The sequence below is a fragment of the Streptomyces sp. NPDC006207 genome, assembly GCF_040613835.1.
Classification (GTDB): domain Bacteria; phylum Actinomycetota; class Actinomycetes; order Streptomycetales; family Streptomycetaceae; genus Actinacidiphila.
This window is the reverse complement of the sequence record NZ_JBEXSX010000118.1, coordinates 1-13422: the sequence shown is the minus strand read 5'-3', so window position 1 is coordinate 13422 and position 13422 is coordinate 1. Positions and strand designations below refer to the sequence as shown.

Annotated in this window: 14 protein-coding genes and 5 pseudogenes; 11 read left to right on the top strand and 8 right to left on the bottom strand. The window is 70.7% G+C overall.

The genetic code is table 11. From position 1 onward, the window contains the following. Positions 1-105: 105 nt before the first annotated feature. The gene (locus tag ABZ312_RS44190; protein WP_500332215.1) at positions 106-711 is read right to left on the bottom strand and encodes a flavodoxin family protein; all 606 of its coding nucleotides are present in this window, start codon (positions 709-711) and stop codon (positions 106-108) included. Between the two features lie 701 nt (positions 712-1412). Beyond that, positions 1413-2084 carry an HAD family hydrolase gene (locus ABZ312_RS44185; RefSeq protein ID WP_500360509.1) on the bottom strand — a complete coding sequence of 224 codons (672 nt, stop codon included), beginning with the start codon at positions 2082-2084 and terminating at the stop codon, positions 1413-1415. 359 nt (positions 2085-2443) lie between these two features. On the opposite strand from ABZ312_RS44185, the gene ABZ312_RS44180 reads away from it, so the two are divergent. Continuing rightward, positions 2444-2767 carry a plasmid stabilization protein gene (locus tag ABZ312_RS44180; RefSeq protein ID WP_500440129.1) on the top strand — a complete coding sequence of 108 codons (324 nt, stop codon included), beginning with the start codon at positions 2444-2446 and terminating at the stop codon, positions 2765-2767. An 84-nt stretch (positions 2768-2851) separates the two neighbouring features. Then, positions 2852-3007, top strand: a complete 156-nt coding sequence (locus ABZ312_RS44175; RefSeq protein WP_500332212.1) for a DUF6131 family protein — start codon at positions 2852-2854, stop codon at positions 3005-3007. Positions 3008-3024: 17 nt separating this feature from the next. On the opposite strand, the gene ABZ312_RS44170 is transcribed toward ABZ312_RS44175, so the two are convergent. Next, positions 3025-4008 (bottom strand): SDR family oxidoreductase, encoded by a 984-nt coding sequence (locus tag ABZ312_RS44170; protein ID WP_500440128.1) that lies wholly within the window; start codon positions 4006-4008, stop codon positions 3025-3027. Between the two features lie 182 nt (positions 4009-4190). Then, positions 4191-6440, bottom strand: coding sequence for a catalase (locus ABZ312_RS44165; RefSeq protein ID WP_500440130.1), 2250 nt, complete (start codon positions 6438-6440; stop codon positions 4191-4193). 293 nt (positions 6441-6733) lie between these two features. Between ABZ312_RS44165 and ABZ312_RS44160 the strand changes: the two genes are divergently transcribed. The 3 genes from ABZ312_RS44160 (at position 6734) to ABZ312_RS44150 (ending at position 9016) form a co-directional block, all read left to right on the top strand. Then, entirely contained in the window at positions 6734-7537 is an 804-nt protein-coding gene (locus ABZ312_RS44160; protein ID WP_500332210.1) for an alpha/beta fold hydrolase, read from the top strand. A 165-nt stretch (positions 7538-7702) separates the two neighbouring features. Next, complete coding sequence (locus tag ABZ312_RS44155) at positions 7703-7876, top strand: hypothetical protein (RefSeq protein WP_500332209.1); 174 nt, start codon at positions 7703-7705, stop codon at positions 7874-7876. A 177-nt stretch (positions 7877-8053) separates the two neighbouring features. Further along, positions 8054-9016: an LLM class F420-dependent oxidoreductase gene (locus tag ABZ312_RS44150; protein WP_500440127.1), complete on the top strand. Its 963-nt coding sequence runs from the start codon at positions 8054-8056 to the stop codon at positions 9014-9016. 126 nt (positions 9017-9142) lie between these two features. Here the strand turns inward: ABZ312_RS44150 and ABZ312_RS44145 are convergent. After that, positions 9143-9280, bottom strand: a pseudogene (locus ABZ312_RS44145) (hemerythrin domain-containing protein); the annotation flags it as partial. A 30-nt stretch (positions 9281-9310) separates the two neighbouring features. Then, positions 9311-9460, bottom strand: a pseudogene (locus ABZ312_RS44140) (amidohydrolase); the annotation flags it as partial. Between the two features lie 9 nt (positions 9461-9469). On the opposite strand from ABZ312_RS44140, the pseudogene ABZ312_RS44135 reads away from it, so the two are divergent. Next, positions 9470-10349 (top strand): annotated as a pseudogene (locus ABZ312_RS44135) (SDR family oxidoreductase). A gap of 45 nt (positions 10350-10394) precedes the next feature. Further along, positions 10395-10602, top strand: a pseudogene (locus ABZ312_RS44130) (DUF5133 domain-containing protein). On the opposite strand, the gene ABZ312_RS44125 reads toward ABZ312_RS44130, so the two are convergent. Further along, positions 10583-10720, bottom strand: a complete 138-nt coding sequence (locus ABZ312_RS44125; RefSeq protein ID WP_500332216.1) for a hypothetical protein — start codon at positions 10718-10720, stop codon at positions 10583-10585. The pseudogene ABZ312_RS44130 and the gene ABZ312_RS44125 overlap by 20 nt on opposite strands. 92 nt (positions 10721-10812) lie before the next feature. Further along, positions 10813-11139, bottom strand: a complete 327-nt coding sequence (locus ABZ312_RS44120) for a plasmid stabilization protein (protein WP_500323967.1) — start codon at positions 11137-11139, stop codon at positions 10813-10815. A gap of 345 nt (positions 11140-11484) precedes the next feature. Between ABZ312_RS44120 and ABZ312_RS44115 the strand changes: the two genes are divergently transcribed. The 4 genes and pseudogenes from ABZ312_RS44115 to ABZ312_RS44100 form a co-directional block, all read left to right on the top strand. Next, positions 11485-12165, top strand: coding sequence for a nucleotidyltransferase family protein (locus tag ABZ312_RS44115; protein WP_500332205.1), 681 nt, complete (start codon positions 11485-11487; stop codon positions 12163-12165). Further along, positions 12162-12410, top strand: coding sequence for a BON domain-containing protein (locus ABZ312_RS44110; RefSeq protein ID WP_500332204.1), 249 nt, complete (start codon positions 12162-12164; stop codon positions 12408-12410). Before ABZ312_RS44115 ends, ABZ312_RS44110 begins: the two co-directional genes overlap by 4 nt. Beyond that, positions 12407-13177, top strand: a complete 771-nt coding sequence (locus ABZ312_RS44105; protein WP_500332203.1) for a metallophosphoesterase family protein — start codon at positions 12407-12409, stop codon at positions 13175-13177. Before ABZ312_RS44110 ends, ABZ312_RS44105 begins: the two co-directional genes overlap by 4 nt. Positions 13178-13243: 66 nt before the next feature. After that, positions 13244-13422: pseudogene (locus ABZ312_RS44100) on the top strand (endonuclease); the annotation flags it as partial.

The window sequence follows — 13422 nt, the reverse complement described above, 5'->3', positions numbered from 1 at the left end:
CCACACACCACGTCTCGCTGGAGGAGGCCCCGCAGGCCTACGACATGTTCCAGAAGAAGGCCGACGGTGCCATCAAGGTCCTCATGCACCCGTGACACCCGCGCATCACCCCGGCGGCGCGTCGAGCGGCGTGGCCGCCAGGGCTCGGGCCACGCCGTGGAGGTTCGCGGCCATCGCGCGCCCCGTCTTGTCGGACCATTCGTGGCCGCGTTCGTCGTCGAGGTAGTCGGGACCGGCCCCGGGACCGAGGTGCCAGTACGTCCAGGCCTGGCCGGGAATGGTGTAGCCGAGGTCGGCGAGCGCCCCTGAAATCTCGCTGATGACGTGATGCGCGCCGTCTTCGTTGCCGGTCACCACCACGCCGGCCACCCGGTTGTAGGCGACCGGTCGGCCACGGTCGTCCGTCTCGGACACCATGGCGTCCATGCGCTCCAGAACGCGCTGGGCGACCGATGAGGGCCTGCCCAGCCATGTGGGGGAGGCCACGATGAGGATCTCCGAGGACAGCAATTTCTCGTGGATCCCGGGCCACGCGTCCCCGGCACCCTCGTCGCTTGTCACACCCGGCTTGATGTCGAGATCCACGGCGCGGACGCAGTCGATGTCCACGCCGTAGGCCGCGAGCTGGTCCGCCACCACCTTGGTCAGGGCGTAGGTGTTGGACGGTTGCGGCGACCGTTTGAGGGTGCAGTTGATGACGAGAGCTTTCATGCGGCTCTATCTACCTCCGGCACACCGGCGCGTCCCCGTAGGAGCGCCCGACTCACTCTCTCGGTCAGTGCCTATCGCACACCGAAACCGACCGTGCGGCCTACCGACCGGGCCGCCGGAGTCCGCTGGCAAGCGTTGGTCTTCTACGGGGACCTGTTGGATACGCACCGCTATCCCGACGTCTGCCGGCCGCAACGCGATCGACAGACTCCGCGCGTCCCGCGACCACGGGACGCGGCCCCCGTAGAAATCGTCCTGGCCCGGGAACCGGAATGGGGGACTGACATGGGATCCAGCGACGTGCTGCTCCTCGTCGTTCGCGAACTGTGCGCTCGCAGGCTGCTTGCCTTACGCCCCTCGGGCGCGGGCCGGCCGTCGAAGTCGGCTGCCGCGGATGTGCCCCCCGATACCCCGATATGGGAAGCACGGCCGACGATCGCCGTTGACTGAGGGCGCCGGCCCGTGCGGATCTCCGGAAGTACCTGGAAGGCGTCCGTGAGGCCAGGCCACCAGGGAGGGCGCGGCAGTGACGACCTTCGTCCGGGCAACCCGAACGACTCCGCGAGCCGCGGGGGAACCCACGGGCACCCAGGAGAACGATCTTCCAACGCTGAAGGACGCGACGAAGGTGCCCTGGGGGACGCCTGGGAGTGGTCGAAAACGTTCTGCGTGATCAAACGGGCAGTACCCGGCAAGCGGGACTATCGCCACATGGGACTGCTGTCGAGGGAGGTCAGCATGTCGCGTGGATCACGGTGCACTGCGGCGGCGCCTGCCTCCTCCAGTTCAGCGCGGCCAATGCCGCCAGATAGGAGCGCCACGCAGGGCACCCCCGCCTTCCCTGCGGCCTCAATGTCCCACACAGTGTCTCCCACGAAGACCGCTCGGTTTGCGGGTACGCCCGCTCGCTCCAGGGCCTGTGCCACCAGGTCAGGTGCCGGCTTGCTCGCATCGACGTCGTCCTTGCTGGTGGCGTCCGCAATGACGTCGTCGGCATCGAGGGCTGCCCGCATCACGTCGAGTTCCTTGCCGTCGGCCGACGTGGCCAGGACGACCCGGAAACCCCGGGCCGCCACCGCGCGCAGCAGGTCCGCGGCACCGTCCAAAGGAGCGAGCGCGGGGCCGTAGGCGCCGTACAGGGCCTTGTGGGCGCCGCTGATCGTGGCATCCTCGCTGCGGTCGCGCTCCCTGCCCAGCAGGCGCTCCAGGAGATGGTCGGACCCCATGCCGATGCAGCGGTGGATGTCCGCCATCGACACCGTGTGCCCGGCCTGCCGGAACGCCTCCCACCACGAGACGGCGTGGAGGTAGTTGGTGTCGACGAGAGTGCCGTCCATGTCGAACAGCGCCGCGCGTTCAACCTCGTCACTCATGAGGCCCCTCCTTCCGATCGACTACTGGAGTGGTTCTTGCCAAGGCGGCTACCCGCCATCTCTGAGGTGGACGCGCGCGTCTGCTCCGCGGCCAGCGGTCAGCCACCGCCTGTGAAGGATGCCCCCTGGGGCATGCACGCCGGACTCCGCTTGGCCGATCGATCACGCTGGATCACGCGGGCGGAGTAGCGCGCCGCGAGCATCTTGGCTGGCGGTTCTTCCCCTCAGCTCACGATGTCGAGAACCTCACTGTAAGTCCGGAGCTGGTCGGGATCGTTCTCTCTCTCCGGAAATACCGGTCACGATGGCGGGTAGCAGCTCGAGGACGGCCTCAGACGGATCGCCTGGGAGTGAACGAGATGCCAACAGGATCGAGCCGCAAGCGGGAGCGACAGTACGAGCACATCAAGGACAGCGCCAGGGAACACGGCGAGAGTGACAAGCGGGCCAAGGAGATCGCCGCCCGCACGGTCAACAAGGAGCGGGCTCGCGCCGGCGAGTCCAAGACCGCCAGCCGCAGTTCCATAGAGGACATGTCCTCCGGGCGGCGCGGCGGCCAGCGGTCCGGCAAGGGGCCGCAGGGCCCAACCCGCGACCAGCTCTACGCGGAGGCCAAACGTCGCAACATCGACGGGCGCTCCCACATGAACAAGTCGGAACTCGAACGCGCGCTCGGAAAGTAGCTGTCGGCACAGTCCGAGTGCAACGCGATCGCGCAGTCACAGCCATGCGGGCCGCGTACACAGAGCCGACCAACGGAGGGCATCGTGCTCATCCTGGGAATCATCCTGCTGATCATCGGCTTCCTCACCGGGATCTCGATTCTGTGGACCATCGGGATCATCCTGATGATCATCGGCCTCGTGCTCTGGGTGCTGGGAGCCGTAGGGCACAGCGTCGGCGGGCGGAAGCACTACTGGTAGGCGGCGGGGTCCGGTCGTCAGCCGATCCGAAGGCCGCGCGCGACCGCCACGGCCGCCGCAGCGGCCACTGCCGCCGCCCCCACGGCCCCGCGGTGGCGCGACGCCCAGGACTGCGCGCTCGTCGCGCGAGCCTGCCGCCCGAAACGCCCGTGCACACCGAAGTCGTGGCCGCCGGGACCGGCGTCGGCGGGGGACCGCAGGTTCACCGGTGCCGCGGGGTCGCGGTCCTCGGCCGTCTGCTGGGAACGGAAGCCGGTGCGCGCCAGGTAGCGGTCCAGAACACCCGGTGCCACCGCGTTGGCCAGCAGTGTCCCAGCGGTGCTCGCCCCCACCCAGTACTCGCGCCGACGAGGGTGATCCGCTGCGTGCACGATCGCCCGGGCCGCCACCTCGCGCCTGTAGATCGGCGGAAGGGGCTGGGCCCGGCGCGGCAACCGGCTCAGCACCCAGTCGAACTGCGGTGTGCCGAGCGCCGGCAGTTGCACCATCGTCGTACGCACCCGTGAGCCCGAATGCAGCAGTTCGCACCGCAGCGACTCGTTCCACCCCTGAATGGTGTGCTTGGCGCCGCAGTAGGCCGACTGCAGCGGGATGCCGCGATAGGCCAGCGCCGACCCCACCCGCACGATCGCACCGCGGTCACGCGGGAGCATGCGCCGTAGCGCGGCTTGCGTGCCGTACTCATCCGCGGCGATCTCAGTGAAGGGCGCGAAGATACCCGTGAAAGCGTTGTTGACCCATACATCGGGGACTTCGAACGCCGCCTCGACGCGCGCGGCGGCCTCCTCTACGGTGTCGGCGTCCGACACCTCGACCGGCACGGTGAACCCCTCACCGCCCGCCCGCACTACGTCGTCCGCAGCGGCAGCCAGTCCGGTGCGTCCACGGGCCAGCAGTGCGACGCGGTCCCCGTGGGCGGCGAACGCGCGGGCCGCTGCCCTGCCGACGCCGCCGCTGGCGCTGGTGACCACGACCGTCCTGGTGTGCCGCTGCTTCGTCATGGGACTCTCGGCTACCCGAGTCGTGGGCTTCGTATCAAGGTCGCGGGGTAGGCACCACCCATGGCGGGCTGAACTGGGGCCACGATCCACTGAAGTGGCCGGGACGCCGAGTCGGCGACACGCCTCCCTCAGCCGGCACGGAGCCGTCTGAGAGGGACGTCGCCGGGGCTGTTCGCGACCGCTCAGACCACTCCGTTCTCTGCCGGGGCCGGGAACCGGTCCCATACGCGGTGGGCCCCCAGGAGTGCGGTGACCTCGCGCAGTACGGCCTCGCCGTCGGAGCCGGTGACGACGCCGAGTGCATCGGTGGCGATGCCGGCCGCCTGCAGGGCGGGGCCCGGGTCGTCCCAGCCCCCGAGGGGCTTCGCGTGGCGGTACGCCTCCTGGAGCATCAGCACGATGCGCGGGTCCACGGGCGCGGCGGCGAGAGCCGGGACGCCGGCCTTGGCGTCGCGCCCACCCTGGGCGTCGACGGCCGGTCCGGGGGTCCCGGCGACCAGCAGGGCGTCGAATTCCACGGAGCGCGCGGTGGCGAAGGTGCGCTGCACGGTCACGGGATCAGCGCCCTCACCTTTGAGAGTGCCGCCGGTGGGCGCGACGATCAGCGGGACCATGCCGCCCGCCAGCACGGAGCGTCGCACGACGTCCACGGCGCCCAGGTCACCAGTGCCGTCGGTGACGATGCCGATGATGCGCCCGACGGTGGGCCAGGTGCGGCCGATCTGCGACAGCGCGGGACTGGGCTGTACGTCGGCGAGCGGCTCGGAGGCCTGCGGGGCGGGGAGGCCCAGGCCCAGCGCGACCTGTCGGCAGAGATAGGGATCGATGTTCGCCAGGACCATCAGGGTGCGTTCCTTGACGGCCTGCTCGTAGCACTTGCCGAGCTCGAAGGTGTAGGCGGCGACGATGTGCTCCCGTTCGGCCGGGCTCATGCTTAGCCAGAACAGGCGGGGCTGGGTGAAGTGGTCGTCGAACGAGGCCGGTGCCTCGCGTACCTTCGTGGCGGCCGCGATCGGGGTGGGGTGCTCGATGTACGCGTGGTCCTCGGCGCCGGCGAAGAACGGGCAGCCGCCGTCCAGGGAGTTGGGCTTGTACGGAGCCACACCGGTGTGCACCGCGTCCTGGTGGAACCCGTCCCGCAGCATGTCGTTGACCGGGGCGTGGGGCCGGTTGATCGGGATCTGCGGGAAGTTGGGGCCGCCCAGCCGGGTGATCTGGGTGTCAAGGTAGGAGAAGAGGCGTCCGGCCAGCAGAGCGTCGTCGGTGATGTCGATACCGGGCACCAGGTGGCCGACGTGGAAGGCGACCTGTTCGGTCTCGGCGAAGAAGTTGGTGGGGTTGGCGTTCAGGGTGAGCAGCCCGACGGGCTGCACCGGCGCCAGCTCCTCGGGGACGATCTTCGTCGGGTCCAGCAGTTCGATCCCCTGGAAGGTCTGCTCCGGCGTGTCGGGGAAGGTCTGGATGCCCAGTTCCCACTGGGGGAAGGCACCCGCCTCGATGGCGTCGGCCAGGTCGCGGCGGTGGAAGTCCGGGTCCATGCCGCTGATCATCTGCGCCTCCTCCCACACCAGGGAGTGCACGCCGGCCGTCGGCTTCCAGTGGAACTTCACCAGGGTGGTGGCGCCGGTGGCGCTGACCAGCCGGAAGGTGTGGACGCCGAATCCCTCCATGGTGCGGAAGGAGCGCGGGATGCCGCGGTCGGACATGTTCCACATGGTGTGGTGCGTGGCCTCGGTGTGCAGGGACACGAAGTCCCAGAAGGTGTCGTGGGCGCTCTGCGCCTGCGGGATCTCCCGGTCCGGATGCGGTTTGCCGGCGTGGATGACGTCCGGGAACTTGATCGCGTCCTGGATGAAGAACACCGGGATGTTGTTGCCGACCAGGTCGAAGACGCCCTCGGACGTGTAGAACTTGGTGGCGAACCCACGGGTGTCGCGGACGGTGTCGGCCGAACCGCGCGAGCCCAGGACGGTGGAGAACCGCACGAAGGCCGGCGTGTCGACGTCCTTGGCGAGGAAGGCCGCCTTGCAGACCTCGGCGGCCGTGCCGTAGCCGCGGAAGACGCCGTGCGCCGCGGCGCCGCGGGCGTGCACCACGCGCTCCGGGATCCGTTCGTGGTCGAAGTGCATGATCTTCTCGCGCAGGTGGTGGTCCTGCAGCAGCACCGGCCCGCGCGGGCCTGCTTTGAGGGAGTGGTCGGTGTCGGGCAGGCGTGCGCCCTGCGCGTTGGTGAGGAAAGGGCCGTCCTGCGCCCGGACCGTCTTGGACGGGCCGTCCGTGCGGCCCGTCGCGCTGAGCGGGGTGGGAACGCCCTGGTCGGGCTTGGCCGGCAGCGGCGCGTGCGGCTCGACCGGTTCCTCCACCGTGGGGGGCATGCTCGCGGGCACGCCGGGGATGTCCGCCCGTCCCGCGGGGGTGAGCTCCGCGCCCATGTCCATGACCTTGTCGACGATCTTCTTCACCGGGCCCGGCTCGTTGCCCATGGCGCTCTCCTGCTCGTCCTCGGAAACCCTGTCGCCTCCCGGTAACCCGTGCCCCTTGCGGACAAACAGGACCCGGTGCGATGTCCGCCGTTCGCGGCGGATCTCACCCCGCGGGTGCTGGTAGGCGGAACCTGGCTGTCATGTCAGGACGGCTGGGAGGGGCGACGGCAAGACTGGAACGTACGACGTGCTTCCAGCGACGCGACGGGGCGGCCGTACAGGCCGCTCGGCCTGGGGATGAGATGTACCACGCCACCAGGGAAGGCAGGGCCCTGTGCCGAGGGGCCGAGCTGGCCTTCGAGGAAGCGGGGGAGGGGCCGCTCGCCGTGTATGCGCACGGCGGTTTCGTCAGCCGCGCCGTGGAGGACCGGATGGGCCTGTTCGATTGGGGCCCGGTCCTGCATGCGGGACGGCGACTTGTCCGTTACGACGCACGGGGGCACGGACGCTCCACCGGAGCCGCGGTCGACACCGACTACACCTATGTGTCCCTCGCCGGCGACCTGCTGGACCTGCTCGACCACCTTGCTGCCCGCGAACCGGTCGCGGCCATGGGCGCCTCGATGGGATGCGGCACCGTGCTGCACGCCGCCGTCCGGGCACCGGACCGGTTCTCGCATCTGGTCCTTCTCCTCCCACCGACCGCATGGGGCACCCGGGCGGCGTACGCACGGAACAACCGGCGGATCGCCGCGAGGATCGAACGGGAAGGGGTGCAGGCATGGCCCGCCGACAAGCGGCGGCACAACCGGCCGGCAGTCGTCGCCGATGTGCCCGAACTCCCGCCGACCCCTGTTGAGTGGCTGCTCCCCGCCGTGCTGCGCGGTCTGGCGATGTCCGACCTCCCAGCGCCCCCTGCCGTCGCCGCCCTGCGCCTGCCGGTGCTGATCCTCGCGTGGGTCGACGATCCGGGCCACCCCCTGGTGACGGCGGAAACACTGCTCCATCTGATGCCGGCGGCCGACCTCCACGTGTCCCGGACCCGCCGCGACGTCCGTGCGTGGGGCGAGCGCATCGCCGCGTTCCTGACGGACCACCCGGCGTGATCGTTGCCTGTGCCCGGTGACCACCCCGAGCGGGACGTCGACCGCGGCCCGCACATTGCGGCATCAGCGCCTTCCCGCAGCGCAGCAGGTGTGCGTGCTGCCCCTCGGGCAGCCGAGGGCCATGGACAGGTCTGATCGAGACCGGGTACCCCAGAGGAGACACGCATGAAGCGCAACGAGACGCCCGAGGGGGTGGAGCGTACGGCCCCACCCCCGAAGGACCAGCAGGATCTCCAGCAGGCCCGCGGGCGCGATCCCGACACCGCGGAAAAGGGGCGGCCGGACGCCGAGGTTCCCGACGCGCCGCGCGACCTTCCGCCACAGGAACCCCCCGACTGACGATCGGACGGACCGGGGAACACGAGGTGATCCCGGACGCCGGGAGGGGGGACCCGGCGTCCGGGGCATTCACCCACCATGCGGCTGCCTCACCGCAGAATCCGGGTGCCCCGGATTCGTCGTCCCACACGCGGGTGGGGACCGTTTTCCCCGGACCTCACCGGGCAGCCGCCCGACATGATGCAATTCGGATACACGATGATGACCGAGCAGGCCGGCCCGCGGGACCTGGTGGCCCATGTGACCAGGGCCGAGGAAGCCGGCTTCGACTTCTCCGTGACCTCCGACCACTACTTCCCCTGGCTCGACGAGCAGGGCCACGCGCCGTACGCCTGGAGCGTGCTGGGAGCGGCGGCGCAGGCCACGTCGCGGATGCCGCTGATGACGTACGTGACCTGCCCGACCGTGCGGTACCACCCGGCCGTCGTCGCGCAGAAGGCGGCAACGGTGCAACTGCTGTCCGAGGGCCGGTTCCGGCTGGGGCTGGGCTCGGGCGAGAACCTCAACGAACACGTGGTAGGCGGTGGATGGCCCGCCGTGGACGTCCGCCACGAGATGCTCGCCGAGGCCGTGGAGATCATCCGGGCTCTGTTCGACGGGGGCTACGTCAACCACCGGGGGGAGCACTTCGACGTGGAGTCGGCGAAGCTGTGGGACCTGCCCGACCTTCCGCCGCCGATCGGGGTCGCCGTGTCCGGGGAGCAGTCCTGCGAACTGGCGGGACGGCTCGCCGACCTGATGATCGCCACCGAGCCCGACGCGGAACTCGTGACCGCCTTCGACGAGCACGGGGGTGCGGGCAAGCCGCGGGTGGGGCAGCTGCCGGTGTCCTACGACCCGGACCGGGACGCGGCCGTGCGCCGGGCGCACGAGCAGTTCCGCTGGTTCGGCGGCTGGAAGGTCAACTCGGAGCTCCCCGGGACGGCCGCCTTCGCCTCGGCGAGCACCCACGTGCGCCCGGCGGACGTCGCGGAGTCCATCCCCTGCGGGGACGACCCGGAGGTCTTCGTGGAAGCGGTCCGCCCCTACGTACAGGCGGGGTTCACTGAGGTCGCCCTCGTCCAGGTCGGCGGTGACACCCAGATGGCCTTCCTGGACTGGGCGGAGAAGACCCTCCTGCCCGCGCTGCGCGAACTCTGAACCCCGTCACCGACGTGTCGGACCACGATCCTGCGTGCCGCGGCCGCCGTGCAGGTGCGGGCGGCGACAGGCCGCTGGGCTGTTCCGGCGGACATCCGCCGGAACGGCCCGTGGGGCGGGCTCGCGTCAAGAACGGCCGCGGCCGGTGACGAAGTCGCGTGCCCGGTCCACCAGCCCGGTCCCCGGCGCCAGGAGCTTGTTGCCGGGCGGGGTGTCCGGGGCGCTGGGGTGCGGGCGGGTCGGGGCGACCTTCTCTCGGAACCGTCCGCCCCCGTGATGGCCAGGAACGGGTGCCGCCAGCTCGTCGCGGGCGCGCGTGGTCGCCCCGCGCAGGGCGAACAGGCCCTCCGCGTAGTCCGGGACGATGTTGGTGGCTTTGCCGCCGTCGGTGACGATGCCCTGCACGTGGGACCCGGACGGATGCCGTCGGCCGAGCACCGCCAGAGAACCCGCATGACCTCCCACAATGAAGACCCGGTCACCCGGCATCCACAGCCGGACTTCCCCGCCCAGGGCCAGCCGCATCCGGGCTGGACGGGGCCGATGGACCCGCCCCCCCCGACCACGGCGAGACCTCGTACGAGGGCAGTGGCCTGCTGGAGGGCAAGGCCGCGGTGATCACCGGTGGCGACTCCGGGATCGGCCGGGCCGTCGCGCTCGCTTTCGCGCGCGAAGGCGCGCACGTGCTCATCACGCACCTGCCTGAGGAGAGGGCCGACGCGGAAACCACCGTGCGACTCATCGTGGACGCCGGACGCAAGGGCGTCGCCCTGTCCTGCGACCTTCGCGAGGAGGAGCAGTGCCGCGAGGCGCAGTTCGGACGGCTCGACATCCTGGTCAACAACGCCGCTTACCAGATGTCACAGCCGGCCGGGATCGGAGCGATCGACACAGAGCAGTTCGACAGGGTACTCAAGACCAACCTGTACGCGATGTTCTGGCTGTCGAAGATGGCCCTCGAGTATCTCGCCGCCGGCGGCTCGATCATCAACACCAGCTCCGTGCAGGCCTACAAGCCCAGTCCTCATCTGCTGGACTACGCCATGAGAAGGCGGCGATCGTCAACTTCACCCAGGGACTGGCCCAGATGGTCGCCTCCAAGGGGATCCGGGTGAACGCGGTCGCCCCGGGGCCGGTGTGGACCCCGCTCATTCCGGCGACCCTCCCGGATACCACCGAGTTCGGGAAGCAGTCCCCGCTCGGCCGCCCCGCCCAGCCGGCCGAGATGGCCCCGGCGTACGTCTTCCTCGCCTCCCAGCGCGCCAGCTACGTCACCGCCGAGGTCGTCACCGCCGAGGTCGTCACCGCCACGGGCGGTACGGCACTGCCCTGAGGAGCGGCACGAGCCGCCACCGACCGGGAAGTTTGAGGAGATGCCGTGCTGATGGCCCACCCGCCGCCTGACCGACCTGGTAGACCGCTACCGGACCCTCAGCCTGCTCAACACCGGGGACCCCGAGGTCCGCCGACGGCTCGACGACGTCGCATACACCCTCTGCGTGGCCACCGGTACCAGCGACATCGACGCCGCCCTGCTCGCCGCCCGCCTCCGCCTGCCGGGCGGCATCAGTCCTCCGCGGCCATGAGGTGGATATGGCAGCGCACCCTGCCGTCCGGCAGGTCCATCAGTGTGCCCGGTCCGCACCGCCACACCGCCGGGCCGGCTCCACGCCACTCGACCAGGTCGGGGTCGGTCGCGCGCACGTGTCGGCCGCCGGCTTCTGATGGCGGATAGACGATCACTCGGCATGTCATGGGTCCGACCCGCGAATCGGCGGGACCGCCCCCGCGTGCGCTCAGCTGTCGCCGAGGGCGCGTTGGAGTTCGGCCTTGTTCATGTGGGAGCGACCGTCGACGTTGCGGCGCTTGGCCTCGGCGTAGAGCTGGTCGCGAGTGGGTCCCTGGGAACCCTTGCCGGAGCGCTGTCCGCCGCGTTTGCCCGAGGACATGTCCTCGATGGAGGAGCGGCTGGCGGTCTTGGATTCACCCGCCCGGGCGCGTTCCTTGTTGACCGTACGGGCGGCGATCTCCTTGGCCCGCTTCTCGCTCTCGCCCCGGTTCTCGGCGCTCTCCTTGATGTGCTCGTACTGCCGCTCCCGCTTGCGGCTCGACCCTGCGGGCACTCGCAACGGATTGAGCGAACCGGAGGGGCTTCGCGGCACACGATTCCCGGCGGAGCCCGACCGTCTTCCATGTCAGGGGCTATGTCAGGGGCGGCAAGGGCGCGCGCCACCGCGCCTCCTTCGCGTGCCCGGCCCCTATCTCGGCAAACACAGATCGATCGACGGGGAGCGCTTCTGCGCATGCTCCGCACCGGACGTCCGCCGCGCGGCTGAACCTGCTGCGAGGTGCGAGCGCCGGGAGCGTGCCAAGGCCGCAGGTGGGTACGCGCCCGAAGGAGCACGCGCATGCCCCGCCCGACACCGGAGGCAGATGGAGCGGGGTTAGCCAGGACGGAGACCCGGGTCATGAACGATGCCGACGCCGCCCACACGCAGGCCCGGCTGCGCCTGGCCGCCGAAGAGGGCGCGCCCGAAAAGGGCGCCGCGCACGTGGAGTCCACGGGAGGAGCCTCCCTGCCGGCGGACCACACCCAGGCCATCCTGGAGACCACCAAGCGCGTGGCGACCGTGCTGAAGGCAGCGGGCCTGCCCTTCGCGCTGACCGGTAGCGTCGCGGCCTACGCGCACGGAGTGCCCGGCAGCCTGCAGCACGACACAGACTTCTGCGTGCGCCGTGAGGACGGCGAGGCGGTACTGGCGGCACTGGCTGACGACGGCGTGCAGGCCGTCCCCGCTCCGGAGGACTGGCTGGTCAAGGCACGTGCGGGCGGCGAGGACATCGACCTGATCTTCGAGCTCGGACGCCGGCCGGTGACCACCGAACTCCTGCAGAGCGCCCCGGTGCTGCCGGTGGATTCCGTACGCATGCCCGTCCTGCCGCCCACCGAGCTGCTGAGCACCCTCCTCAGCGCTCTGACCGAGCAGCACTGCGACCTCGGCGCGCTGCTGCCCCTGGCGAGAACTCTGCGCGAGCGCATCGACTGGGACCGGATACGCGCGCACTACCATGCGGAGCCCCTGCCCGACGCCTTCCTCTACCTCCTCGAACGCCTGGGCGTCATCGCACCCAGGGAGGTGGCGTCATGACCGCCGCGGACGACTACCTCATCGAGCGACTGCGCCGCCGCCTGGCCGGTGACGAGGTGGCCGAGCTCGGCGTCCGCGTCGAGGAGCGCGGCGGCGCTGTGGTGCTGTCCGGCACCGTGTCCGACGCTATGTCCCGCGACGCGATCATGCGGATCGCCGGGGAGGTGTCCGGAGGCTCGCCCGTCGTCTGCGATCTGCGGATCACGAGCTCCGCGGCTCCCGACCACGCCGAGGACCTCCCGTGATCCGCGTGGCCGCCGTCGGAGACATCCACTTGGGCGAGGACAGCCGCGGCACCCTCCGGCCGGCCTTCGACACGCTGCCCGAGTGTGCCGACGTCCTGCTGCTCGCCGGCGATCTCACCCGGCACGGGACCGTGGAGGAGGCCGCGGTCGTCGCCGGCGAGGTCGCCGGGCTGCAGGTGCCCGTCGTGGCCGTCCTGGGCAACCACGACTACCACAGCGGACAGGAGGCGGAGGTGACAGACGTGCTCACCGCGGCGGGGGTCACCGTCCTGGAGGGAGAGGGCACGGTCGTCGACCTCGGCGGCACGCGGCTGGCCGTCGCCGGCACCAAGGGCTTCGGCGGCGGCTTCGCCGGACGGAGCGCCGGCGAGTTCGGAGAACCGGAGATGAAGGCCTTCGTCGCCCTGACGCGCCGCTGCGCGACGGGTCTGCGCACATCGCTCGAGCAACTGCCGCGGGACGAGGGCACGGTACGGGTGGCGCTCACGCACTTCTCCCCGGTGGCGGACACGCTGGCCGGGGAACCCCCGGAGATCCATCCCTTCCTCGGCAGTTACCTCCTGGCGGAGGCGATCGACGAGGGTGGCGCCGACCTGGCCGTGCACGGCCACGCGCACCGTGGTGTCGAGCGGGGCATGACGGCGGGGGGCGTACGTGTCCGCAACGTGGCGCAGCCCGTGATCGACCGGGCCTTCGCCGTCTACCGGCTGCACCCCTCGGGTGAGTCGGCGGCGGGCGATGAAGGGCGGGGGCGCTACGCCGTGTAGGGCGCGGGTGGCCGGGTAGCAGCGGGGCCTGAGGCGATGCTTCGCTTCCCGAGAAGGTGATGTGTGATGGCCGGGACCACCGGACCCCGGGACCGTGCGAAGGACAAGGCGACGGTCGAGGCCTTGCTGGACAGCGAGGGCCACACCTATGCCGAGGACGCCGGCATCAAGCTGAAGAACACCCCGCAGCCGCTCTACCAGGCGCTGGTGGCAGCCTGCCTGCTCAGTGCCCGGATCAAGGCGTC

What these genes read in the sequence shown, in the direction of transcription:
- ABZ312_RS44150 (WP_500440127.1), top strand. Translation starts at nt 8,054, where the DNA reads ATGATGCAATTCGGATACACGATGATGACCGAGCAGGCCGGCCCGCGG.
- ABZ312_RS44110 (WP_500332204.1), top strand. Translation starts at nt 12,162, where the DNA reads ATGACCGCCGCGGACGACTACCTCATCGAGCGACTGCGCCGCCGCCTG.
- ABZ312_RS44115 (WP_500332205.1), top strand. Translation starts at nt 11,485, where the DNA reads ATGAACGATGCCGACGCCGCCCACACGCAGGCCCGGCTGCGCCTGGCC.
- ABZ312_RS44180 (WP_500440129.1), top strand. Translation starts at nt 2,444, where the DNA reads ATGCCAACAGGATCGAGCCGCAAGCGGGAGCGACAGTACGAGCACATC.
- ABZ312_RS44190 (WP_500332215.1), bottom strand. Translation starts at nt 711, where the DNA reads ATGAAAGCTCTCGTCATCAACTGCACCCTCAAACGGTCGCCGCAACCG.
- ABZ312_RS44155 (WP_500332209.1), top strand. Translation starts at nt 7,703, where the DNA reads ATGAAGCGCAACGAGACGCCCGAGGGGGTGGAGCGTACGGCCCCACCC.
- ABZ312_RS44160 (WP_500332210.1), top strand. Translation starts at nt 6,734, where the DNA reads ATGTACCACGCCACCAGGGAAGGCAGGGCCCTGTGCCGAGGGGCCGAG.
- ABZ312_RS44165 (WP_500440130.1), bottom strand. Translation starts at nt 6,440, where the DNA reads ATGGGCGCGGAGCTCACCCCCGCGGGACGGGCGGACATCCCCGGCGTG.
- ABZ312_RS44170 (WP_500440128.1), bottom strand. Translation starts at nt 4,008, where the DNA reads ATGACGAAGCAGCGGCACACCAGGACGGTCGTGGTCACCAGCGCCAGC.
- ABZ312_RS44185 (WP_500360509.1), bottom strand. Translation starts at nt 2,084, where the DNA reads ATGAGTGACGAGGTTGAACGCGCGGCGCTGTTCGACATGGACGGCACT.